This is a genomic window from Mesorhizobium sp. Primo-A, from assembly GCF_003997175.1.
GTDB lineage: Bacteria > Pseudomonadota > Alphaproteobacteria > Rhizobiales > Rhizobiaceae > Mesorhizobium > Mesorhizobium ciceri.
The window spans coordinates 337,374-360,774 of record NZ_RZTG01000004.1; the positions used below are offsets into that span (position 1 = coordinate 337,374).

General features: G+C 64.7%; 19 protein-coding genes. 14 read left to right on the forward strand and 5 right to left on the reverse strand.

The features are described from left to right. The first annotated feature begins 19 nt into the window (after positions 1–19). The 14 genes from EOC83_RS09870 to EOC83_RS09940 all read left to right on the forward strand — a co-directional run bounded on the left by EOC83_RS09870 (position 20) and on the right by EOC83_RS09940 (position 17,946). Entirely contained in the window at positions 20–1,804 is a 1,785-nt protein-coding gene (locus EOC83_RS09870) for a sensor histidine kinase (protein ID WP_013528336.1), read from the forward strand. Between the two features lie 17 nt (positions 1,805–1,821). Next, a complete protein-coding gene (locus tag EOC83_RS09875; protein ID WP_013528335.1) occupies positions 1,822–2,283 on the forward strand; it encodes a hypothetical protein in 462 nt (153 codons plus the stop codon). A 164-nt stretch (positions 2,284–2,447) separates the two neighbouring features. Then, the gene (locus EOC83_RS09885; RefSeq protein ID WP_010912939.1) at positions 2,448–2,849 is read left to right on the forward strand and encodes a PTS sugar transporter subunit IIA; all 402 of its coding nucleotides are present in this window, start codon (positions 2,448–2,450) and stop codon (positions 2,847–2,849) included. Then, a complete protein-coding gene (locus EOC83_RS09890) occupies positions 2,846–3,142 on the forward strand; it encodes an HPr family phosphocarrier protein (RefSeq protein WP_013528333.1) in 297 nt (98 codons plus the stop codon). Before EOC83_RS09885 ends, EOC83_RS09890 begins: the two co-directional genes overlap by 4 nt. A gap of 180 nt (positions 3,143–3,322) precedes the next feature. Continuing rightward, positions 3,323–4,723 carry an adenosylhomocysteinase gene (gene ahcY / locus EOC83_RS09895; RefSeq protein ID WP_013528332.1) on the forward strand — a complete coding sequence of 467 codons (1,401 nt, stop codon included), beginning with the start codon at positions 3,323–3,325 and terminating at the stop codon, positions 4,721–4,723. Positions 4,724–4,922: 199 nt separating this feature from the next. Then, on the forward strand, positions 4,923–7,478 hold the full coding sequence (locus EOC83_RS09900; protein ID WP_013528331.1) for a PAS domain-containing sensor histidine kinase: 2,556 nt from the start codon (positions 4,923–4,925) through the stop codon (positions 7,476–7,478). Between the two features lie 8 nt (positions 7,479–7,486). After that, positions 7,487–8,998: a bifunctional tRNA (adenosine(37)-N6)-threonylcarbamoyltransferase complex ATPase subunit type 1 TsaE/phosphotransferase gene (locus EOC83_RS09905; protein WP_013528330.1), complete on the forward strand. Its 1,512-nt coding sequence runs from the start codon at positions 7,487–7,489 to the stop codon at positions 8,996–8,998. After that, positions 8,995–9,723 carry a nucleotidyltransferase family protein gene (locus tag EOC83_RS09910; RefSeq protein ID WP_013528329.1) on the forward strand — a complete coding sequence of 243 codons (729 nt, stop codon included), beginning with the start codon at positions 8,995–8,997 and terminating at the stop codon, positions 9,721–9,723. Before EOC83_RS09905 ends, EOC83_RS09910 begins: the two co-directional genes overlap by 4 nt. Continuing rightward, positions 9,720–12,854: a double-strand break repair protein AddB gene (gene addB / locus EOC83_RS09915; protein WP_013528328.1), complete on the forward strand. Its 3,135-nt coding sequence runs from the start codon at positions 9,720–9,722 to the stop codon at positions 12,852–12,854. The genes EOC83_RS09910 and addB overlap by 4 nt, the downstream gene beginning before the upstream one ends. Then, on the forward strand, positions 12,851–16,369 hold the full coding sequence (gene addA, locus EOC83_RS09920) for a double-strand break repair helicase AddA (protein ID WP_063169783.1): 3,519 nt from the start codon (positions 12,851–12,853) through the stop codon (positions 16,367–16,369). The genes addB and addA overlap by 4 nt, the downstream gene beginning before the upstream one ends. Before the next feature lie 76 nt (positions 16,370–16,445). Continuing rightward, positions 16,446–16,769, forward strand: coding sequence for a thioredoxin (gene trxA, locus EOC83_RS09925; protein WP_013528326.1), 324 nt, complete (start codon positions 16,446–16,448; stop codon positions 16,767–16,769). A 128-nt stretch (positions 16,770–16,897) separates the two neighbouring features. Next, positions 16,898–17,179 carry a cupin domain-containing protein gene (locus EOC83_RS09930; protein WP_013528325.1) on the forward strand — a complete coding sequence of 94 codons (282 nt, stop codon included), beginning with the start codon at positions 16,898–16,900 and terminating at the stop codon, positions 17,177–17,179. A gap of 108 nt (positions 17,180–17,287) precedes the next feature. Beyond that, complete coding sequence (locus tag EOC83_RS09935; protein WP_013528324.1) at positions 17,288–17,536, forward strand: type II toxin-antitoxin system VapB family antitoxin; 249 nt, start codon at positions 17,288–17,290, stop codon at positions 17,534–17,536. Then, positions 17,533–17,946 (forward strand): type II toxin-antitoxin system VapC family toxin, encoded by a 414-nt coding sequence (locus EOC83_RS09940; RefSeq protein WP_063169784.1) that lies wholly within the window; start codon positions 17,533–17,535, stop codon positions 17,944–17,946. Before EOC83_RS09935 ends, EOC83_RS09940 begins: the two co-directional genes overlap by 4 nt. 64 nt (positions 17,947–18,010) lie before the next feature. On the opposite strand, the gene EOC83_RS09945 is transcribed toward EOC83_RS09940, so the two are convergent. From EOC83_RS09945 to EOC83_RS09965, 5 genes are all read right to left on the reverse strand, one after another. After that, positions 18,011–19,336 (reverse strand): folylpolyglutamate synthase/dihydrofolate synthase family protein, encoded by a 1,326-nt coding sequence (locus EOC83_RS09945; protein WP_063169785.1) that lies wholly within the window; start codon positions 19,334–19,336, stop codon positions 18,011–18,013. Positions 19,337–19,454: 118 nt separating this feature from the next. Further along, positions 19,455–20,381 carry an acetyl-CoA carboxylase, carboxyltransferase subunit beta gene (accD, locus tag EOC83_RS09950; RefSeq protein WP_013528321.1) on the reverse strand — a complete coding sequence of 309 codons (927 nt, stop codon included), beginning with the start codon at positions 20,379–20,381 and terminating at the stop codon, positions 19,455–19,457. Between the two features lie 101 nt (positions 20,382–20,482). Further along, entirely contained in the window at positions 20,483–21,322 is an 840-nt protein-coding gene (trpA, locus tag EOC83_RS09955) for a tryptophan synthase subunit alpha (protein ID WP_027161022.1), read from the reverse strand. 2 nt (positions 21,323–21,324) lie between these two features. Beyond that, positions 21,325–22,575, reverse strand: coding sequence for a tryptophan synthase subunit beta (trpB, locus tag EOC83_RS09960; RefSeq protein WP_013528319.1), 1,251 nt, complete (start codon positions 22,573–22,575; stop codon positions 21,325–21,327). 91 nt (positions 22,576–22,666) lie between these two features. After that, complete coding sequence (locus tag EOC83_RS09965; RefSeq protein ID WP_024501981.1) at positions 22,667–23,326, reverse strand: phosphoribosylanthranilate isomerase; 660 nt, start codon at positions 23,324–23,326, stop codon at positions 22,667–22,669. Positions 23,327–23,401 lie beyond the last annotated feature (75 nt).

Below are 23,401 nucleotides of genomic sequence, written 5' to 3' on the forward strand. Positions count from 1 at the left end.
TAGCAGGGCCTGCTATTCGATGGCAGTGGAAGCACAGCGAACAAGACCGGCGGGCGCCTCCAGGCGGCCGTCGCGGATCATGCCGTCCTTCGTCTCGAAGATCACGGTGCCGATGCGCCGCTTCCTTGGCCATCACATCTTTTCCAGCCTGACGCGGCGTATCCTGTTCCTCAACCTTGCCGGCCTCGCCGTGCTGGTGACCGGCATCCTCTATCTCAACACCTTCCGCGACGGGCTGATCGACGCCCGCGTCGAAAGCCTGATGACCCAGGGCGAGATCATCGCCGGCGCCATCGCCGCTTCGGCGACGGTCGAGACGGATTCGATCAGCATCGACCCGGAAAAGCTGCTTGAACTGCAGGCCGGCGAAAGCCTTGGGCCGGGCTCGGACCAGCTCGACAATCTCGACTTTCCGATCAACCCGGAGCGTGTCGCACCGGTGCTTAGAAGGCTGATCTCGCCGACCAGGACCCGCGCCCGCATCTATGACCGCGACGCCAATCTGCTGCTCGATTCGCGCCACCTCTATTCGCGTGGCCAGATCCTGCGCTACGACCTGCCGCCGGTCGAGGAAGAAGAGCCCGATCTGGTCGAGCGCATCCAGAAATTCGTCTTCGACTTCTTCCGCAACACCGAGCTGCCGGTCTATCACGAGCAGCCGGGCGGCAATGGCGCCGCTTTCCCGGAAGTGGTCAAGGCGCTCACCGGCAGCCCTTCGACCATCGTGCGCGTCAGCGAGCAGGGCGAGCAGATCGTTTCGGTGGCGGTGCCGATCCAGCGCTTTCGTGCCGTCCTGGGCGTGCTGATGCTGTCGACCGAAGGCGGCGACATCGACAAGATCGTCGCCGCCGAGCGCAAGGCGATCCTGCGCGTCTTCGGCATCGCGGCCCTTGTCACCGCCATCCTGTCGATGCTGCTCGCCTCGACCATCGCCAATCCGCTGCGCCGGCTGTCGGCGGCGGCGGTGCGAGTGCGGCGCGGCGTCAAGAGCCGTGAGGAGATCCCCGACTTTTCCGACCGCCAGGACGAGATCGGCAATCTGTCGATCGCCATACGCGACATGACCAACGCGCTCTACGCCCGGATCGAGGCGATCGAAAGCTTCGCGGCCGATGTCTCGCACGAGCTGAAAAACCCGCTGACGTCGCTGCGCAGCGCGGTGGAGACCTTGCCGCTGGCCAAGAACGACGATTCGCGCGGCCGGCTGATGGATATCATCCAGCACGATGTCAGGCGGCTGGACCGGCTCATCACCGATATTTCCGACGCATCGCGCCTGGACGCGGAACTCGCGCGTGAAGATGCGGGAACGGTCGATTTGAAGAAATTCATCACCGATCTGGTCGCCGTTTCGCGCGAAGCGACGCGCAACAAGAAGGCGGTCGAGATCGAGTTCAAGGCCGCCAAACTGCCGCAGGGCGTCAAAGGCTATGTCGTCGTCGGCCATGATCTGCGCATCGGCCAGGTCATCACCAATTTGATCGAGAACGCCCGTTCCTTCGTTCCCGAGGATCATGGCCACATCAGCCTGTCGCTGGCGCGTGCCGGCAAGTTCAACATCGTCACCGTCGACGACAATGGCCCCGGCATCCGCGCCGACAACATCGACCGCATCTTCGAACGCTTCTACACGGACCGGCCGGCCGGCGAGGCGTTCGGCCAGAATTCGGGCCTTGGCCTGTCGATATCCAGGCAGATCGTCGAGGCCCATGGCGGCACGCTCACCGCCGAGAACATCCCCGGCACCAAACCCGGCGAGATCAAGGGCGCGCGTTTTGTGGTGACGTTGCCGGCCGAAGGCTGAGAGCATGAATTCCAACCATGCCTGGTCCAGCCGTGCAGCCTGAAAACATTCACGCGACAATGGTTTTGATCGGCGAGCGCGGCATTCTCATCACCGGAGCCTCCGGCTCGGGCAAGACGGCGCTGGCGCTGGCGCTCATAGATCATTGTCGCCAGCGCGGATCGTTCGCGCGGCTCGTCGGTGACGATCAGCTCTTTGTCGAGGCGCATGCCGGGCGGCTTCTGTGCCGCGCTCCCGCCGCCATAGAAGGCCTCGTCGAGGTGCCTGGGCTCGGCCCCCGGCCTCTGCCATTCGAGCCGGCAGGCCTCGTCGACCTGCATGTCCACCTGGTGCCGGCCGATGAAGCGCCGCGCTTCCAGGAGGATGCCGCTAGCAGCATCGTGGGTTGTCTGGTGCCACAGGTCGATGTGGTCGAACGCAATATCCCGGCGGCCTTACCGGTCGTGATGGCGCGGCTGTCGATCGCGCCTTTTCTATGATCCGCTCCGGGTTTTTTGCTGCAATGCGTCAAAATGGCATGCGCCTGCGCAATTTTGGGCTTGTCAACGGGCCGCGCGTCGACAAGATAGCGCTCCCGCCGCCTGGATTGGCTGGCGAGCATAAAATGCGCCTGTGAAGCGGCGATGACGGGAGCCACCAAAGAATGATCGGACTCGTGCTTGTAACGCACGGTCAACTGGCCACCGAGTTCCGACATGCCGTCGAACATGTCGTCGGGCCACAAGACAATTTCGAAACCGTGGCGATCGGTGCCGACGACGATATGGAGCAGCGTCGGCGCGACATTGTCGACGCGGTTGCCCGTGTCGACACCGGGGCGGGCGTCATCGTGCTGACCGACATGTTCGGCGGCACGCCCTCCAATCTTGCCATCTCGGTGATGGAGTCCGGCCGCACCGAGGTGATCGCCGGCATGAATCTGCCGATGCTGATCAAGCTCTCCTCGATCCGCAAGGGCGACAACATGGCGGCCGCCCTTGATGAGGCCCAGGCCGCCGGTCGCAAATACATCAATGTTGCCAGCCAGCTCCTGAGCAGCAAATGACCGCGCTGTCCCCGGAAAAAGATCAGATAGTCCGGGATTTTCCCATCATCAACCAGCGCGGCCTTCATGCGCGCGCTTCGGCGAAGTTCGTCCAGCTGGCCAGCGGCTTCGATGCCTCGGTGCATGTCGAGAAGGATGGCGTCAAGGTTGGCGGCACCTCGATCATGGGCCTGATGATGCTGGCGGCAAGCCCCGGCTATTCGATCCGCGTCACCGCCAGCGGGCCGGAGGCCCAGCAGGTCATCGACGCCCTGGAGCAACTGGTGGCGTCCCGCTTCGGCGAGGAATGCTGATCTGGTAGAGCGCGATATGCGTCCGAGAGACATGCAGGGATAAAGATTTCTTTATATCCCATTGTCGTCCTTGCTCCGATCTGCTAGTCAGGCCGGCAATTCGCGCCCTTGGACGCGCCGACCGGCGCGGGCGTGTCCGCAACAAATTCGCAAGCACAACATTCGCATCGGAGTACTGCCATGACGGGTAGCAAGGACTATGTGGTCGCCGACATCTCGCTTGCCGGCTGGGGCCGCAAGGAACTCGAGATCGCCGAAACCGAAATGCCGGGCCTGATGGCCTGCCGTGAGGAATTCGGCCCCAAGCAGCCGCTCAAGGGTGCGCGCATCACCGGCTCGCTGCACATGACCATCCAGACGGCGGTGCTGATCGAGACGCTGAAGGCGCTTGGCGCCGATATCCGCTGGGCCTCCTGCAACATCTTCTCGACCCAGGACCATGCGGCCGCGGCCATCGCCGAGGCCGGCATCCCGGTGTTTGCCGTCAAGGGCGAGTCGCTGGAGGAGTATTGGGACTACACCGACAAGATCTTCCAGTGGGCCGATGGCGGCCTCTCCAACATGATCCTCGATGATGGCGGCGACGCCACCATGTACATCCTGATCGGCGCCCGCGCCGAGGCCGGCGAGGACGTGCTGTCCAACCCGCAGAGCGAGGAAGAGGAATATTTCTACGCCCAGGTCAAGAAGCGCCTGAAGGCTTCGCCCGGCTTCTTCACCAAGCAGAAGGCGGCGATCCGCGGCGTCACCGAAGAGACGACCACCGGCGTCAACCGCCTCTACCAGCTGCAGAAGAAGGGCCTGCTGCCCTTCCCCGCAATCAACGTCAACGACTCGGTCACCAAGTCGAAGTTCGACAACAAGTATGGCTGCAAGGAATCGCTGGTCGACGGCATCCGCCGCGGCACCGACACGATGATGGCCGGCAAGGTCGCTGTCGTGTGCGGTTATGGCGACGTCGGCAAGGGCTCGTCGGCCTCGCTCAAGGGCGCCGGTGCCCGCGTCAAGGTCACCGAGGTCGATCCGATCTGCGCCCTGCAGGCTGCGATGGACGGTTTTGAAGTCGTCACGCTGGAAGATGCAGCCCCCACCGCCGACATCGTCATCACCACCACCGGCAACAAGGATGTCGTCACCCTCGACCATATGCGCTCGATGAAGGACATGGTCATCGTCGGCAACATCGGCCACTTCGACAATGAGATCCAGGTCGCCGCGCTGCGCAATTTGAAATGGACCAACGTCAAGCCGCAGGTCGATATGATCACCTTCGCGGACGGCAAGCGGATGATCCTTTTGTCGGAAGGACGGCTGCTCAATCTCGGCAACGCCACCGGCCACCCGAGCTTCGTCATGTCGGCATCCTTCACCAACCAGGTGCTGGCGCAGATCGAGCTCTACACCAAGCCCGGCCAGTACGAGAACCAGGTCTATGTCCTGCCCAAGCATCTCGACGAAAAGGTCGCCCGCCTGCATCTCGACAAGCTCGGCGCCCGCCTGACCGAACTGTCGGGTGAACAGGCCGCCTATATCGGCGTCACGCCGCAGGGTCCGTTCAAGCCGGAACACTACCGCTATTAACCAAAGCTAAAATTACTACCAGATATTGAGGCCGGGCGATTGACTTTTCGCCCGGCCTTATTTTTGCGCGCCATCAGCCTTCACGCCGATTCGGCGAGGGGTTATTGTCAGGTGATTCGGCGATGCTTCCAGCCCGAGAGGGTCAAGAGAGGCACGCATCAGGGCGGTCTTGCATTCAGGCGGCGGAGAGGACCAAGACATGCCGGGGCAACACCCGCACAGAGCGGGACGGGCCGTTTCCGGCGGCCATGACGATTCGGGGATTGCTGGCTCCGCCCTGGAAGGGGGGAGCCTGTCCTGGCGCGCCCGCGCGTCGACATTCCTTGCCACCTCCGCGCTCGCGGGGCCCTTGGCCGGCGCCGCCGCGCATGCCGAGACCGCTGTTGCCAGCGTCGCCGGACTGTCGGTGAGTGCCATTGATGTCATGCAGCTTGCAGTGTTCGTCGGCGTGACGGGTGCCGCACTGATATCGGCCATCGTTCTCATCCGCGAAAGAGCCCGCACCTCGGCGGAGAATGTCGAACTCAGGAGCCGCCTCGCCGACATCAACGCGGCGCTCCGCCGTTCCGAGGCGCTGCTCAATCTGCGCGACCAGCGCGTCGTCGTCTGGGCTGCGGAAAACAAGAAGCCCGAGCTCATCGGCACATTGCCCGTCGAAAGCGGCGCTCCCGAGGATAGGGCCGCTTTTCTTGCTTTCGGCCGCTGGCTGATGCCGCGTTCGGCGGCGGCACTCGAACATGCCGTCGCGGGATTGCGCGAAAAGGCCAAACCCTTCGACCTGGTCATCGAATCGCAGGCCGGTGCGCCGCTCGAAGTGCATGGCCGCAAGAGTGCCGCGCATGTGCTCGTGCGTTTCCTCTCGCTCTCGGAGACGCAGCGCAGCCAGGCCAGACTGAAGATCGAGAACCAGCGGCTGGCCGCCGACCACGACACGATGATCGGCCTGCTCGACGCGCTGAACATGCCGGCGTGGCTCCGCGGCGAGGATGGCGGGCTGAAGTGGGTCAACCGCGCCTATGCCGATGCCGTCGAAGCCGAAAATGCCGAAGCCGCGGTTCGGGAGAAGAAAGAGTTCCTCGGCGGCCAGGCGCGCGATGCGATTGCCGCCCAGCACAGGACGCATCCGGTTTTCGAGCAGTCGCTGTCCACCGTGATCGAAGGCGACCGCCGTGTGTTCGCGGTCACCGATTTCGCCGGCAGCGATGGCTCGGCCGGCCTTGCCTGCGACACCAGTGCCATCGAAGCCGTTCGCGGCGAATACGAACGGACGGTGCGAAGCCACGCCGACACGCTCGACCAGCTCAACACGGCGGTCGCCATTTTCGACACCGACGAGAAGCTGCGGTTCTTCAACCAGGCCTTCCAGAAGCTTTGGGGCCTGGAGGCAGGCTTCCTGCACAGCGCTCCAGACAATGCCTTGCTGCTCGACCGGCTGCGCAGCGAAGGCAAGATCGCCGAACAGCCTGAATGGCGCCGCTGGAAGGAAGGCCTGCTCGGTGCCTATCGCGCTGTGGAATCCCAGGAACATTGGTGGCATCTGCCGGATGGCAAGACCATCCGCGTCGTCGCCAATCCGCAGCCCAAGGGCGGCGTCACCTGGGTGTTCGAGAACCTGACCGAGAAGATGGACCTCGAGAGCCGCTACCAGACAGCGGTGCGGGTCCAGGGCGAGACGCTCGACAATCTTGCCGAAGGCGTAGCGGTGTTCGGACCCGACGGCAGGCTCCGGCTGTCGAATCCTGCCTTTGCCACGCTCTGGGGATTGAGCGGCGAAGCGGCCAAGCCCAGCGTCCATGTTTCCACCATCCGCGACCTTTGCGACCGGCAGGCGGCGGACAGCCCCTGGCCCGGCTTTGTTGCCGCCGTCACCGGCTTCGACGACGAGCGCCGCGACCGCCACGGACAGACCGAGCTCAACAACGGCAACGTGTTGAGTTACGCCATGATCCCGCTGCCCAACGGGCAGGTGATGATGACCTTCGTCGACGTCACCGACAGCGTCCATGTCGAGCGGGCGCTGAAGGACAAGAACGAGGCGCTGCAAAAATCCGACCAGCTCAAGAACGAATTCGTCCAGCATGTTTCCTATGAACTGCGCTCGCCGCTGACCAACATCATCGGCTTCACCGAACTCCTGTCACAGCCCACGACCGGTCCGCTGACGCAGAAGCAGCGGGAATATGTCGAGCATGTCAGCTCCTCCTCCGCGGTCCTGCTCACCATCGTCAACGACATACTCGACCTGGCGACGGTGGACGCCGGCATCATGCAGCTCGATATTTCCGAGGTGCAGGTCGATCGCACCATCGCCGCTGCGGCCGAACTGGTGGCCGACCGGCTGGAAGAGCATTCGATCAGGCTCGAGGTTGAAGCAGCCTCGGCGCCGAAGACGTTTCACGGCGATGAGGTCCGCGTCCGCCAGATCCTCTACAATCTGCTCAGCAACGCCGCCAATTACGCCCCGGAAGCCAGCACCATCCGGCTCACTTGCCGCCATCTGGCGGACGGGGTGGAATTCTCGGTCCATGACGACGGTCCCGGTATGCCGCCCGATGTGCTCGATTCGGTGTTCCGCCGTTTCGAGCCGCGCGCCAATGGCGGCCGCCGGCGCGGCGCCGGCCTCGGCCTGTCGATCGTCAAGAGCTTCGTCGAGCTGCATGGCGGCAGCGTTCGCATCGAAACCGGCAAGGACAAGGGCACGACCGTCATCTGCACCTTTCCAGACATGCCGGGCATCCGTGCCGCGGCCGAGTAGCGCGTTCGATGACCGGACTGGTGCTGGAGCGATTACTCGCCGACGAGACCCAGACAGCGCGGCTGGGCGAAGATCTGGCGCTGTCGCTGCGCCCAGGCGACGTGCTTGCCCTGAAGGGCGATCTGGGCGCCGGCAAGTCGACGCTGGCGCGGGCCTTGATCAGGACCTTGGCCGACGATGCCGGCCTCGACGTTCCGAGCCCGACCTTCACGCTGGTGCAGAGCTACGACACCCGCATTCCGGTGCATCATTTCGATCTCTACCGCCTGTCCTCGGCCGACGAGATCGATGAGCTTGGTTTCGACGAAGCCTTGGCGCAAGGTGCTGCTTTGGTCGAATGGCCGGAGCGGGCGGAAGCCCATCTGCCGAAAACCACGGTCCTGATCGAGCTCGTCCAGCATGGCAACGGCCGGCTGGCACGATTGTCGGGGCAGGGACCTGCCTTCGATCGGGCCGCAAGGTCGCTGGCCATGCGCGACTTTCTCGTGAGCGCCGGCTGGGCGCAAGCGCAGCGCCGCCATTTCATTGGCGATGCTTCTGCCCGCTCTTACGAGATCGTTTCGCTGCCGGGCCAAAAGCCGCAAGTGCTGATGAACTCGCCACGGCTGGTGCTCGGCCCGCCGGTCCGCGACGGCAAGCCCTATGCCGAGATCGCCCACACCGCCCAGTCGGTTTCCGCTTTCGTCGCCATCGACCGCGCCTTAAGGGCAGGCGGCGTCAGCGTTCCGGAAATCCATGCCGAGGACCAGGAGCAGGGATTCCTGCTACTCGAGCATCTTGGCTCGGAAGGGTTCCTCGGCAGCGATGGCCAGCCGCTGCCCGAGCGCTGCGCGGCGGCGGCCGAGCTGCTGGCCATGATGCATGGCAGGACCTGGCCGCAGCGCCTGGAAACAGGGCATGGCGGCTTCCACGATGTCCCGCCTTTCGACCGCGAGGCCATGATGATCGAGGCCGATCTGCTGGTCGACTGGTACGTGCCGGCAATAACGGGCAGCCCGGCAAGCGGTGCCTTGCGCGCCGGCTACCACAAGCAATGGGGCGCGCTCCTCGACCGGCTGCACGGCCGCGAATATACGCTGATGCTGCGCGACTTCCATTCGCCCAACATCATCTGGCGCGGCGACCGTTCAGGGCATGATCGGCTGGGCATCGTCGATTTCCAGGATGCGCTGATCGGCCCGTCCGCCTATGACGTCGCCTCGCTGGCCATGGACGCGCGTGTTACGATGTCGCCCGAGATCGAGAGAAAGACGCTGGATGCCTATGTCGCGGCGCGCCACGCAGCCGGTGCTTTCGACGAGGCAAGCTTCCTGGAATCCTACGCCATCATGGCGGCGCAACGAAATTCCAAGATCCTCGGCATCTTCGTCCGCCTCGAAAAGCGCGACGGCAAGCCCTATTATCTAAAACACCTGCCGCGCATTCGCGATTATCTGCGCCGGGCCTTGTCTCATCCGGCGCTGGCAAGCCTGCGCGAGTTCTACGACGCCCACGGTTTGCTGGAGGAGCGAGCGCTGTGACAGCAGGACCGGACACCGCCATCGTACTTGCCGCCGGCCTTGGCAAACGCATGCGGCCGATTACCGACACCATTCCCAAGCCGCTGGTCAGGATTGCCGGCAAGACGTTGCTCGACTGGAGCCTCGACAGCCTGGCTGCCGCCGGTGTCGCGAAGGCCGTGGTCAACGTCCACTATTTTCCCGAACAGATCCTCGCCCATGTCGCCGCGCGCCGCGCGCCAAAAATCGTCATTTCCGATGAGAGCGAACAACTGCTCGATTCCGCCGGCGGCATCGTCAAGGCGCTGCCGGAACTGGGCGAGCGACCCTTCTACATCCTCAATGCCGACACCTTCTGGATCGATGACGGTCCTCTCAATCTCCAGCGCCTCGCCCTTGCATGGGACGCGGCGAAAATGGATATTCTGCTGATGCTGGCGGATCTCCAACAGGCGACCGGACACTGCGGCAGCACCGATTTCCTGGTGGCGCCGGATGGCGGCTTGCGGCGTTCAAAGGGGGATCCGGCGGGGCTGATCTATGCCGGCGCGGCGATCGTCGATCCGCGCCTGTTCAAGGGCGCACCGGCCGGGCCGCACTCGCTCAACGCCTATTTCGATTCCGCCATCGCCGCAGGGCGCCTGTTCGGCATGCCCATGCATGGCCACTGGATCACCGTCGGCACGCCCGATGCCGTACCGCTCGCGGAAGCGGCGGTCGCCGGTGCGCTCATCGAGTCGCAATGAGCGGCTCCAGCCGCGTTTTCTCGATCCCGCCCGGAGCGCCGTTTCTGCCGACGCTTGCCGAGGCGCTGCTTGCCGGCCGTCTTGTTCCGGGGTTTCGATTCGACGGCGACCCGCTCGCTTTGGCCGATGCCACCATCTATGTGCCGACACGCCGTGCCGCGCGTGCCTTGCGGGGTGTCTTCGTCGACAGCCTGGCGGCACGCGGCGGCGGCGGCTCGGCGATCCTGCCGGTCATCCGGCCACTCGGCGAATTCGACGAGGATGAGGCTGCGTTCGAGACCGAGGCAGCGGCGGCCATCGATCTGGCGCCGCCGATTTCGGCAACCGAACGCCTGTTGCTGCTGACGCCGCTGGTGCGCGCCTGGAAACGCCGGCTGCCGGCGCATGTCGCCGCCCTTTTCGCCGAGGAGATCGTCATCCCGGCTTCCACCGCCGACGCGATCTGGCTGGCGCGCGATCTCGCCCGGCTGATGGACGAGATCGAGACGGAAGGCACCGACTGGGCCAAGCTCACCGATCTGGTGACCGGCAATCTTGCCGGATGGTGGCAGGTGACGCTCGAATTCCTCGGCATCGTCACCGAAGCCTGGCCGAAATTCCTCGCGGAAAGCGACCGCTCCAATCCGGCCGCGCATCGCAGCGCGCTGATCCGCGCCGAGGCGGCGCGGCTGCAGCGCAATCCGCCCGCCGGCCCGGTCATCGCCGCAGGCTCGACCGGCTCGATACCAGCGACGGCCGAATTGCTTGCCGCGATCGCGCGCCTGCCCGGCGGCGCCATCGTGCTGCCGGGTCTCGACCGGACGCTGGACGAAGCGTCGTTCCAGGCGATTGCCGCGCCTGGCGCGCGTCCAGCCGTACTCGGCCACCCGCAATATGGCTTGGCCAGGCTGATCGGCAAGATCGGCGTATTGCGCGGCGACGTCGAGGAGATTGGCGTGGCCGAACCGCGACGTGCGCTTCGCGCTGCCCTTGTCGGCGAAGCGCTGCGGCCGGCCGAAACCACCGAACTCTGGGCCGAGACACGTGCCGGTTTCCCGGCGTCCGACATTGCCGGCGCCTTCGCCGAGGTGACCTTGCTCGAAGCCGCCAGCGAACGTGATGAGGCCGTCGCCATCGCCGTCGCGCTCAAGCGCGCGGTCGAACAGCCCGGCCAAAGGGCGGCTCTCGTCACCGGCGACCGCGCGCTGGCGCGGCGCGTCTCGATCGAGCTCCAGCGCTTCGGCGTCGTTGCCGACGATTCCGGTGGCACACCGCTCGCCAACACTCCGGCGGCCAGCCTGCTCAGGCTGGCGCTCGAGGCACTGTTCCGGCCAGGCGATCCGGTTGGCCTGCTGTCGCTGCTCAAGCATCCGCTGCTCGGCCTCGGCCTCGAACGGGCCGATGTGCGCCACGCGGCGGAGCTGATCGAACTGGTGGCGTTGCGCGGCGGCACAGGCCGCCCCGACATCGTTTCGCTACCGGAACTGTTCGAAGCCCGCCTCACCGGCTTGGGCGGCGGCAGCCGGCAGCCCTTCTGGTTTTCCCGGCTGACCGTGCGCTCTATCGAAACTGCGCGGAATTTGCTCGAACGTCTCAAGCAGGCGCTGGCGCCGCTCGCAGCCTTCCGAGGCCGGGATGACGCCGACCTTGCCGCGCTTGTCAGGGCCAGTGTCGTGACACTCGAAAATCTCGGCCGCATCGCCGACGGCGGCCTTGGCGAACTCTATGCCGGTGACGCCGGCGAGAAGCTTGCCGAACTGCTGCGCGGGCTGGTCGCGGCTTCGGCTTCGCTGTCCTTCGCGGCGACCGAGTGGCCCGACATCATGGCGGCGCTGATCGCGCCTGAAACGGTCAAGCCGGCACAAGGCACCGACCGGAACATCGCCATCTGGGGCGCGCTGGAAGCCCGGTTGCAGACGGTCGACACGCTGGTCATCGGCGGGCTCAACGAGGGCGTATGGCCGCGCAAGCCAGAGAGCGACCGCTTCATGTCGCGGCTGATGAAGACCGGCATCGACCTCGAACCGCCCGAGCGGCGTATCGGCCTTGCCGCGCATGATTTCCAGATGGCCATGGGCGCCGGGAAGGTGGTGCTGTCCCGCTCGGCACGTGCCGGCGATGCACCCGCCGTGCCGTCGCGCTGGCTTCAGCGGCTGCTGACCTTCATCGGCAGCGACCAGGCAGCGGAGCTGCGCCGGCGTGGCGACGAGCTGCTCGCCTGGGCGCGCGCGCTGGATGCCGGCCCAAGGCAGGATTTCGCGCCACGGCCGCAGCCGAAGCCGCCGCTGTCGGTGCGCCCGACGCATTTCTCGGTCACCGAGATCGAGACCCTGCGCCGTGACCCCTACGCCGTCTATGCAAGACGCATCCTCGGCCTGATGCCGCTCGATCCGGTTATTCGCGACCCTGGTGCGGCCGAGCGCGGCACGCTGTTTCACGCCATCCTGCACCTGTTCTCAGGCAGCGTCGCCGATCCGCGCGCTCCCGATGCGCTTGCCGGCCTCATCGCCGCCGGCCGCGCCTGCTTTGCCGAAGCCGCCCTTCCGGCCGACGTCGAGGCGGTGTGGTGGCCGCGCTTCGAGAAACTCGCCGCCAACATCATCGAGTGGGAGCGCACGCGCGCTGATGCTGTGACAAGGCGCCATGCCGAGGAGCGCGCCGGAAAGACCGTTGTCGGCCAGTCCGGCGTGACGCTGTCCGGCTACGCCGACCGCGTCGACCTTCTGGCCGGCGGCATGGCCGACATACTGGACTACAAGACCGGCTCCTCGCCGTCCAAGGCGCAGGCGCACACACTGCTTGCGCCGCAACTGGCGCTCGAGGGCGCGCTGCTCAGGCGCGGCGCCTTCAAGGATTTGGGCGTGCGTGAGCCCTCTCAACTGGCTTTCATCAGGCTGAAGCCGAATGGCGAGGTGTTCGAGGAATCCATCCTCGAACACAACCGCCAGCCGCGGACCGCGACCGATCTTGCCGAAGAGGCCTGGGCACGGCTGGAAAAGCTATTGATCCACTATGCGGACCCTGCGACCGGGTATCTGTCGCGCGCGCTGCCGTTCCGCGAAGGCGAGACGGATGGCGACTACGACCATCTTGCCCGCGTGCTCGAATGGTCGGCAGGCGGCGATGCCGGCGACGAGGGAGGGGAGGCATGAAGAAGGCCTATCCCATTCCCAGCGACACCGCGACCAGCCAGGCCCGCGCCGCCGACCCCGGCAATTCCGCCTGGGTGTCGGCCAATGCCGGCTCCGGCAAGACCCATGTGCTGGCGCAGCGCGTAATCCGGCTGCTGCTGCGCGGCACCGATCCGTCGAAGATCCTGTGCCTGACCTATACGCGCGCCGCCGCCGCCAACATGTCGAACCGGGTCTTTTCGACACTGTCGGAGTGGACGACGCTTGGTGACGTGGATCTGGCGGCAAAGGTCGAGGCGCTGGAGGGGCGCCGGCCCGATCTCGAGACCATGCGCCGGGCGCGGCGCCTGTTCGCCGAGGCGCTGGAAACGCCCGGCGGGCTGAAGATCCAGACCATTCACGCCTTCTGCGAATCGGTGCTGCACCAGTTCCCGCTGGAGGCCAACATCCCGGCCCATTTCGAGATGCTCGACGGCCAGATGGAGGCATCGCTGTTTGCCGCGGCGCGCCGCGAGATGATTTCGGGCACGTCCGCCGGTGACAGGGATCTGGCCGAGGCTTTTGCCTCCATTCTCGATCGGGGCGGCGAAGCCGGGCTCGACGCCTTGCTGGGTGAGATTGTGCGCAAGCGCGACGGCTTGCGCCATTTCATCGAGGCGGTCGGGCGCGATGGCACGCATTTCCAGGCCCTGTTCGACGAATTCCATTTCCATCCAGGCCAGACGGCCGAGGGCATAGCCGCTTCGGTATGGCCGTTGCCGGGCTTCCTGCCCGACTATTTTGCCGGCTTCGCCCACGCCGCCGAGGCCACCGACGCCAGATCGGTACTGAACAACATCCTGCCCTATGCGCGGCAGGCTTTTGCCGAGGGCGATCCCATTCGCCGCCTGCAACTGCTCGCGCGAGCCTTCCTCAAGACCGATGGCGACGCTTACGACCCGGCAAAGGCCTTCAAGAAGGCCCTGGTCGACCGGTTGCCGGATCTGGCGGAGCGTTATCTCTCGGCCGCCAACGCCATAGTCGAAACCACCGATCGGCTGGCCCTGTTCCGGATGCTTGAAGGCACGGCTGCCGCGCTGACCATCGCCGACTGGCTGATCGCCCGCTACGAAATGCTCAAGCGCAGCCGCGGCTTCCTCGATTTCAACGACCTGATCACCCGCACCGTCAACCTGCTGGCGCGGCCGGACGCCGGCCCCTGGGTGCAGTACAAGCTCGACCAGGGCATCGACCACATCCTGCTCGACGAGGCGCAGGACACCAGTCCGGACCAATGGGAAGTGGTGAAACGGCTGGCGGAGGAATTCTTTGCCGGCTTTGGCGCACGCGACAGGGTCCATCGCACGGTGTTCGCCGTCGGCGACGAGAAGCAGTCGATCTATTCGTTCCAGGGTGCGGCCCCGGACTCCTTCGCCGACAGCCGGCTGTTGTTTGCCGGACGAGTGCGTGACGCCGAGGCGTCCTTCGCCGACCTCAAGCTGACCTGGTCGTTCCGCTCGACCGACGATGTTCTGACCGCGGTCGACCGCGTCTTCGCCGATCCAGCCGTGCGGCGCGGCATCAGTCATGATCCCGATCCGCTTCGCCACCAGGCGATCCGCACCGACGCGCCGGGCTATGTCGAGGTGTGGCCGTCGGTCGGCGCCGATGTTGTCGATGAGCCCGACGACTGGACGCAAGCCATCGACCATGCCCACGCGCCGGCGGTGCGCGTGGCCGAGAACGTCGCCGCCACCATCGCCGGCTGGATCGGCAGTGGCGAAATCATCGAAGGCCGCGGCAAGCGGCTGCGGCCGGGCGATGTGCTGGTGCTGGTGCGCAAGCGCGATCGCTTCGTCCATGCCCTGACCCGCGCACTCAAACGCCGCGACATTCCGGTTGCCGGCGCCGACCGGTTGAGCCTGCCCGGGCACATCGCGGTCAAGGACCTGATCGCGCTCGGTCACCTCCTCATCCAGCCGCAGGACGATTTGTCGCTTGCCGCCGTGTTGCGCAGCCCGATCTTCGATCTGCCGGAAGAGGCGCTTTTCACGCTCGCCGCGCAGAGGCCGGCCGGCCTGTCATTGATCGCATCGCTGCGACAGCACGCCGGCGAAAGCGAGAGACTGGCGAAGATCGTCGCCCAGGTCGACATCTGGACGAACGAAGCCGCGTTTAAGCCAGTGTTCGAATTCTACGCCGCCCTGCTGGCGCGCGATGGCGTGCGCCGCAAGATGATCGCGCGGCTCGGGCCCGAAGCTGGCGATATTCTCGACGAGTTCCTCAGCTTCTGCCTTGCCGAGGAGCGAACCGGCCTGCCGGGGCTGGAAGCCTTCCTGTCGACACTGGAAAACGCCGGTCCCGAGATCAAGCGCGAGATGGACCAGACCCGCGACGAGGTCCGGGTCATGACCGTGCACGCCGCCAAGGGCTTGGAAGCGCCCGTCGTGTTCCTGGTCGATGGCGGTTCCGCGCCGTTCAGCGACCAGCATTTGCCGCGCCTGATGCCCTTCGATGGCTCCGGCGCGAACTGGGACGGCAAGGGCTATCTCTGGCGCTCGGCCAGCGAGGTCGCCAACGGTTTTTCGAAAGCGGCGGCCTCAAGGGCACGGGAACTCGCCGACGACGAATACCGCCGGCTGCTCTATGTCGGCATGACCCGTGCCGAGGACCGGCTGATCGTCTGCGGCTATCATGGCAAGCGGGCGCCGAACGCCGGCACCTGGCACTCGATCGTCAGCCGCGCGCTGATCGGCGCGTCGGAGAGCGAGCAGCGTGCGCATCCCGCCGGCGGCGAGCCGGTGCACCGTTTCCATGTCACCAAGCTGCCCCCCGTCGCGCCAAGTTCCGCCGATCAGCTACGGCAGGCCGACGCTTTCGCGCCTTTGCCGGCGACGCTGTTCCGGCCCTTGCTGCCCTTCGAGGATCTGCCGCGTCCGTTGTCGCCATCGGGCGCCTCGGCGCTGATCGACGAAGGCAAGCAAGCCGTTGTCGACAAGGCGTCGCCGGTGCTCGACGCCGACGCCGAGCCCGGCTTTGCCGTGCTGCGTGGGCTCGCCCTCCACAAACTGCTGCAGATGCTGCCCGGTATTGCCGAGCCCGAACGTGCGGGAGCGGCAGAACGCTATCTCTTGCGAACCGGTGCGGACTGGCCGCCATCAGAGCGTGAAAAGGCCCTGGCGTCGGTCACATCGATCCTTGCCGATCCCGGCTTCGGTCAGCTGTTTGCGCCATCGTCGCGTGCCGAGGTTGCGATCATGGGCAGCCTGGAGGTCAAGGGCAAGAAGCGCTCGATTTCCGGCAAGATCGACCGGCTGGCGGTAACGCCGGACACGGTATCGATTGTCGACTACAAGACCAACCGGCCGGCGCCCGCCAGTCTGGCCGAGGTGCCGCCGGCCTATGTCCTGCAGTTGGCGCTCTACCGCGCGCTGTTGCAGCCGCTCTATCCCGGCCGCACGGTCAAGGCGGCCTTGCTGTTCACCGAGGCGCCGCGGCTGATCGAACTGCCTGCCAGCGCCTTGGACGACGCCCTTGCTCGACTCACGGGAGCGTGACACAACACCTGCTTGAAGAAGGGCGCGATCACCACCACATTTGGTGGGACAAAAACTTTCAAAAGGATTTTTCCATATGGCAACCGTGAAGGTCGACAAGAGCAACTTCCAGGCTGACGTGCTTGACGCCAACGTACCGGTCGTCGTCGATTTCTGGGCGGAATGGTGCGGTCCCTGCAAGATGATTGCGCCGGCGCTCGAAGATATCGCCACCGAACTTGGCGCCAAGGTCAAGATCGCCAAGCTCAACATCGACGAGAATCCGGAGCTTGCCGCCCAGTTCGGCGTGCGCTCGATCCCGACGCTGATGATCTTCAAGGGCGGCGAAATGGCCGACATGAAGGTCGGTGCCGCGCCGAAGACCGCGCTGTCGCACTGGATCAATGGCAACCTCGCCTGACCCATCTGAAATTCCTGATATCAAGCCCGGCCTCGCGCCGGGCTTTTTGTTGGCGTCATCGGTGCGTGGCTCTGGCCCTCGCGTCCGGGCACTCCATGTCATCTGCTCGAGGCAGACAGGAGAACCCCATGACCGGATCCGCCAAGGCCACCGTCTTCATCGACAACGAGCGTGTCATCGTCACCGAATACCGCTTCGCGCCGGGCGAGAACACCGGCTGGCATCGCCACGGCCACGACTATGTCGTCGTGCCGCTGATGGACGGCAAGGTGAAGCTGTTGACCAAGGACGGCGAATCCTTTGCCGAGATGAAGAAGGGCGCGCCCTATTTCCGCAAGGAGGGCGTAGAGCACGACGTCATCAACGCCAATGAAGGCGAATACGCCTTTATCGAGATAGAGCTGAAGTAACGTCGCCTATCAATGCGCTGGAAATCCACCGCGTGATGGCACGCCATCAACTGCCACCTTGATGGCAGCAGTGGATCGGCCTATATCCGTTCTAAAAGGGAGTTCGAAATGGCCGAACCACAACTCTCAGTCCGAAGCGCAAAAGCACGCGACCTGGCTCATAGACTTGCTCGTCGTGAAAATCGTTCGATAGCCGATGTGGTCGAACGTGCGCTCGAATCCTACGAAATTCGTGAAGCTGGCCGTGAACCTGCTTCCACCTTCTATGCCAGCTTGACTGCAAACCATGGCGCCGACATCGATCTGGAAAAGATCATTCGCGAAGGCCGCCAGGTTCATTCGGGACTTGAGCTTTGATTTTCGTCGATACCAACGTGATTTCGGAGAGTCTGAAGAAGGCGCCGGACCAAGCTGTCCTGGCATGGCTTGTCCGCAATGACGCTGAACTGGCCCTTCCCACAGTGACGATTGCTGAAATCGCCTTCGGCATCCAAAAAATACGGCCTGATGAGCGTGCCGATCGGCTGGAGCAGGGACTTTCCCGGTGGCGCCATCGATTTGCCGGCCGGATTTTTGGACTGACTGAAGATGCTGCCTTGGCTTACGGCGAGATCATGGGTGCCGCGACACGCCAAGGTGCCGGCATGTCAGCCCCCGATGGCATGATTGCGGCGATAGCGCGCGTGAACGGTGGCCGGCTGGCAACGCGCAATCTCAGCGACTTTGGCACCACCAGCCTTGATCTGATCTCACCGTGGGATTTCTGAAGGTCGAAAGCCAAGGTTCGGCCTCAGCCGCCGCAGCCACCCAAGGCATGAATAGTCGCCTGCTTCAGGTCGGCGGGGTGCCGTTCTCGGCCAGCACCGCTCCGGTCAGATACAACGAACCGCTGATCAGGATGCGTGGCGACGGGCCGTCCCAGGTGTCGCGCAGCAGCATCAGCGCGCTGGCGACGGAACTCACCGGCTCGGCGGTCAGCCCGGCTTCCGTTGCGCGGATCGCCAGTTCGTCGTTCGGCACGCCGGCCTCGCTGAGGCTCACCGGCACCGTGTAGACATGCCGGGCGAGGCCCTTGAAGGCACGGAAATAGCCGCTCTGGTCCTTGGTGTTGATCATGCCCGAGATGAGGAACAGCGGACGCGGGTTCTTCTCTTCCTGCTCGGCCAGCGCTTCGGCAACCACCACGCCGGCACCGGGATTGTGGCCGCCGTCGAGCCAGATATCGGCGCCCTTGGGTGCCAGTTCGGCCAGCCGGCCCTGCACGAGCTTCTGCATGCGGCCGGGCCAGGCGACATTGATCATCGCCTTTTCGGCGGCGCGATGGCTGATCTCGAAACCGGCCGCTTTGACCGCGGCGATCGCCGCCGCCGCATTGGCGAACTGGTGGCGGCCGGGCAGCCTGGGCGGCGGCAGGTCCATCAAGCCGTCTTCGTCCTGGTAGACCATGCGGCCGTTTTCCTCGAAGGCAAGGAAGTCCTGGCCGTAGACGAAGGTGGGGCATTCAAGCCGCTCGGCGGTTTCGATCAGCACCTGCAGAGCCGTCTCGCTTTCCTGCGCGCCGATGACCACCGGACAGCCGGGCTTGATGATGCCGGCCTTTTCGGCTGCGATCAGTTCGACACGGTCGCCGAGATAGGCCTCGTGGTCGAGCGACACCGGCATGATCACCGACACGGCCGGCTCCTTGATGACATTGGTCGCGTCGAAGCGGCCGCCGAGCCCGACTTCGATGATCGCAGCGTCGGCCTGGTGTTCGGAAAACAACAGGAAGGTGACGGCGGTGAGGATCTCGAAGACGGTGATCTTCTCGCCTTCATTGGCCCTGGCGGCACGGGCAATGGCATCGGCGAAAACCCTGTCCTCGACCAGCCTGCCGCCGCCATCGGCGGCCAGCCGGTAACGCTCATGCCAGTTGACCAGATGCGGCGAGGTGTGGACATGGACGCGGTAGTCCGCAGCCTCGAGCAGGGCGCGTGAAAAGGCTGCGCACGAACCTTTGCCGTTGGTGCCGGCGATGTGGATGACCGGGGGCAGCCGGTCCTGCGGATTGTCAAGCCGCTCCAGCAGCCGCGAAATGCGGTCGAGCGAAAGGTCGAAGCCTTTCGGATGAAGCGCCATCAGGGCTTCGATTTCGCGGTCGGCGGCAAGCGTCGTCATGGTGGAATCCTAGCGCATGAGCCTGAAAACCAGAATCGGTTTCGGATGGCCATGGCAATCAAAGGCTACAGCGCGCCGAAGCCCTCGTGCAATCGCGGTCGCGGCGCTTCGTGTCGCTTCAGGCTTGCGGCCGAGCTTCCGCGGCAACCACCGCCGGCGGCAGGATTTCCGGCTCCAGCGTTTTTTGCTCTTCCGGCAGCTTGAGCAGCATCTTGAGCAGGCGCGCGATCGTTTCACGCATTTCCAGCCTGGATACGACCATGTCGACCATGCCGTGCTCCATCAGATATTCGGAGCGCTGGAAGCCATCGGGCAGTTTCTCGCGGATCGTCTGTTCGATGACGCGCGGTCCGGCAAAGCCGATCAGCGCGCCGGGCTCGGCGATGTGCACGTCGCCCAGCATGGCGTAGGAGGCGGTCACGCCGCCCGTGGTCGGGTTGGTCAAAACGACGATGTAGGGCAGGCCGGCTTCCTTCAGCCGGTCGACACCGACCGTTGTCCGAGGCAATTGCATCAGGGACAAAATACCTTCCTGCATGCGGGCGCCGCCGGAAGCAGCAAACAGGATCAGCGGCCGCTTGCGCTGCAGGGCCACTTCGAAACCGTGCACGATGGCGTCGCCGGCGGCCATGCCGAGCGAACCGCCCATGAAGGCGAAGTCCTGCACCGTGACCACAACCGGAAGACCCTCGACGGTGCCCAGCGCATTGATGATCGCGTCCTCAAGGCCGGTCTTGGCCTTGGCGTCCTTCAACCGGTCGACATAGCGCTTCTCGTCGCGGAATTTCAGCGGATCCTGCATGACCTTGGGGTTGTCCAGGGTCTCGTATTTGCCGCCATCGAAGAAGAATTTCAGCCGCTCCTTGGCCGAGATCTTCATGTGATGACCGGACGAGGGAATGACGAACTGGTTCGATTCCAGGTCCTTGTGGAACACCATCTCGCCGGTCTCCGGATCCTTGATCCAGAGATTCTCGGGCATGTCGGTGCGCCGGCCGAGCATCGAATTGATCTTCGGGCGAACGTAATTGGTGATCCAGTTCATCGCTTCGGCTCCTGTCCTGACGAAGAGTTGCTAATGCATGTCGCCCAAAAGTGGGAACCGGTTCTGGGATAACGGCATGCACAAGACCTGACGTAGGGAAACTATTCGGCAGCAGCAAGGCGGGCCGAGCGCACGCCTTGCGCTAGGCCGCTGACCAGCGTGGCGACGGCCTCGGCCGGATCGGCGGTCTTCTCGCCCTTCGGCCCCAGCACATTGGCCACCGCATTGACGATCGCGGTGCCGACGACGACGCCGTCGGCATTGGCGCCGATCACCCGGGCCTGCTCGGCGGTCTTGACGCCGAAGCCGACGCAGACCGGCAGGTCGGTGTGGCCCTTGATGCGCTTGACCGCCGCCGCCACCTTGCCGGTGTCGGCCAGTGCCGAGCCGGTGATGCCGGTCATCGACACGTAATAGACGAAGCCCGACGTGTTCTGCAGCACCTTGGGCAGGCGTTTGTCGTCGGTGGTCGGCGTCGCCAGCCGGATGAAGTTGATGCCGGCTTTCAATGCCGGAATGCACAGTTCCTCATCCATCTCCGGGGGCAGGTCGACGACGATCAGCCCGTCGATGCCGCTGGCGATCGCGTCCTTGAGGAAGCGGTCGACGCCATAGATGTAGATCGGATTGTAGTAGCCCATCAGCACGATCGGCGTTTCATTGTCGCCAGCGCGGAAGTCGGCCGCCATCTTCAGCGTCTTGGCCAGCGTCTGGCCGCCTTTCAGCGCCCGCAAGCCCGCCGCCTGGATCGCCGGGCCGTCGGCCATCGGATCGGAGAACGGCATGCCGAGCTCGATAATATCGGAACCTGCGCCCGGCAACGCCTTCATGATCGACAAAGAGGTATCGTAGTCGGGGTCGCCGCCCATGAAATAGGTGACGAGCGCCGGGCGGCCTTCGGTCCTGAGCTTCGCCATGCGGCGGTCGATGCGGGTGGCCATGATCAGATCTCCATGCCCAGCATGCTGGCCACCGTGTGCACGTCCTTGTCGCCACGGCCGGACAGGTTGACGATGACGATCTGATCCTTGTCCATGGCAGGCACGATCTTCACCGCATGCGCGATGGCGTGCGCCGATTCCAGCGCCGGGATGATGCCTTCGACGCGCGTCGTCAGCTTGAAAGCCTCCAGCGCCTCGTCATCGAGGATCGGCACGTATTCGACCCGGCCTGAATCGCGCAGCCAGGAATGCTCCGGCCCAACGCCGGGATAGTCGAGGCCGGCCGAGATCGAATGGCCGTCCATGATCTGGCCGTCGGAATTCTGCAGGAGATAGGTGCGGTTGCCATGCAGCACGCCCGGCGCGCCGGCATTCATCGAGGCGCAATGCTCGATGCCGTCGAGACCGCGACCGCCGGCTTCGATGCCGATGATGCGGACCTCCTTGTCGTCGAGGAAGGGATGGAACAGGCCGATGGCGTTCGAACCACCGCCGACAGCGGCGATGATGGTGTCGGGCAGCCGGCCTTCCTGCTCGAGGATCTGTGCCCGCGCCTCGATGCCGATCACCGACTGGAAGTCGCGCACCAGCTCCGGATAGGGATGCGGGCCGGCGGCGGTGCCGATCAGGTAATAGGTGTCCTCGACATTGGTGACCCAGTCGCGCAACGCCTCGTTCATGGCGTCCTTCAGCGTGCCGTGGCCGGCGGTCACCGGGCGCACTTCGGCGCCGAGCAGCTTCATGCGGAAGACGTTCGGGCTTTGCCGGGCAACGTCTGTGGCGCCCATGTAGACGACGCAGGGAAAGCCGAAGCGGGCCGCAACCGTGGCCGAGGCCACGCCGTGCTGGCCGGCGCCGGTCTCGGCGATGATGCGCTTCTTGCCCATGCGCTTGGCCAGCAGGATCTGGCCGAGGCAGTTGTTGATCTTGTGCGAACCGGTGTGGTTCAAATCCTCCCGCTTGAAGTAGACCTTCGCGCCGCCCGCGAGGCCCCTGGCCGAGGAAACCTCACGAAGATGCTTCGTGAGGCCTTCGGCGAAATAAAGCTTCGACGGCCGTCCGGCATAGTGGGTCGACAGGTCAGTCAGCTCAGCCCTGAAATCCGCATCGTTCTTGACCTCGTTCCAGTGCCGCTCCAGATCGAGGATCAGCGGCATCAGCGTTTCGGCAACGAAACGACCGCCGAAAATGCCGAACATGCCCTGTTCGTCGGGCCCGGTGCGGAAGGAATTGGGTGTCGCCGGCTTGTTCATCGCCGATCTCCTGGCATCTTGACTATGAGGCATGTCCTTGTCGGAAAACCGGTTCCCACTTTTCCGGGACATGCTCTGGTTTGAGGCACCACTAGGCTGCGCGGGTGTTCCGCGCGGCCCTGACGGCCCGGAAAAACTGTTCGATCAGCGCCGGATCCTTGACGCCCGGCGCGCTTTCCACGCCTGAAGAAATGTCGATCCCAGGCGGGTTGGCAAGCCGAAGGGCATCGCCGATATTGGCGGCGTTGAGCCCACCGGAAAGCATGTAATCGACGCCGCCGTCAAGGCCGGCGAGAATGCGCCAGTCGAAGGCAACACCATTGCCGCCCGGCAGTTCGGAGCCTTTCGGCGGCTTGGCGTCGAACAGGAACCGGTCGGCTATGCCGATGAATGGCTTCATTCGTTCGAGATCGGCGGCCTCGCTGAGCGGCAGCGCCTTCATCACCGGCAGGCCATAGCGGGCTTTGACCTCGGCGACGCGCTCGGGCGTTTCCGCGCCGTGCAGCTGCAGCATGTCGGGCTGCATTTTGGCAACGATTTCATCCAGGAAGGCGTCGCCGGCATCGACGGTGACGGCAACCGCCATCGCCTTGCCGCGCGCGGCCTCGCGCAGACGGCCAGCCTCGGCAGGTTCGACATAGCGCGGGCTTTTGGCGAAGAAGATAAACCCGACATGGCTGGCGCCGCCGGCCAGCGCCGCGGCCATTGCCGCGTCGGTCTTCAAGCCGCAGATTTTGATGTCGAGTGCCATGGCGCGGGAATTGGCATGAAAAGCGATAAGAGTCGAGAAAAAGCATGCTGTTTGCCGGCACGGCCAAAGGCGCTA